Annotated in this window: 1 pseudogene; it reads right to left on the bottom strand. The window is 73.6% G+C overall.

From position 1 onward, the window contains the following. Positions 1-379 (bottom strand): annotated as a pseudogene (locus G3I78_RS51000) (thiolase domain-containing protein); the annotation flags it as partial.

The raw sequence follows: 379 nt of genomic DNA, 5'->3' as shown, positions 1-379 counted from the left end.
GTAGACGTCGGCCGCGCAGTCCTTGCCCGCCTGCGGCGAGACGAAGTCCTTGCCCGCGAACCGCGTCGGCTCGCGGCGCATCGCCCCGCCGTGCACCCAGGCCGGCGGCCGCGGCGAACGGGCCGCGCCCGCCCGGTCGGTGAGGATCATCGCGCAGGCGCCGTCCGAGGAGGGACACGTCTCGGAGTAGCGGATCGGGTCCCACAGCATCGGCGAGGCCTGGACCTTCTCCAGGGTGATGTCGTGCTCGTGCAGGTGCGCGTACGGGTTCTTCAGCGCGTTGCGGCGGTCCTTGTACGCGACGAGCGAGCCGACCGTGTCGGGTGCCCCCGTGCGCCGCATGTACGCGCGCACGTGCGGGGCGAAGAACCCGCCGGCC

The sequence above is a fragment of the Streptomyces sp. SID13726 genome, assembly GCF_010548375.1.
Taxonomy (GTDB): domain Bacteria; phylum Actinomycetota; class Actinomycetes; order Streptomycetales; family Streptomycetaceae; genus Streptomyces.
The sequence above is the reverse complement of the archived record's forward strand: the minus strand, read 5'-3'. Positions and strand labels throughout refer to the sequence as shown.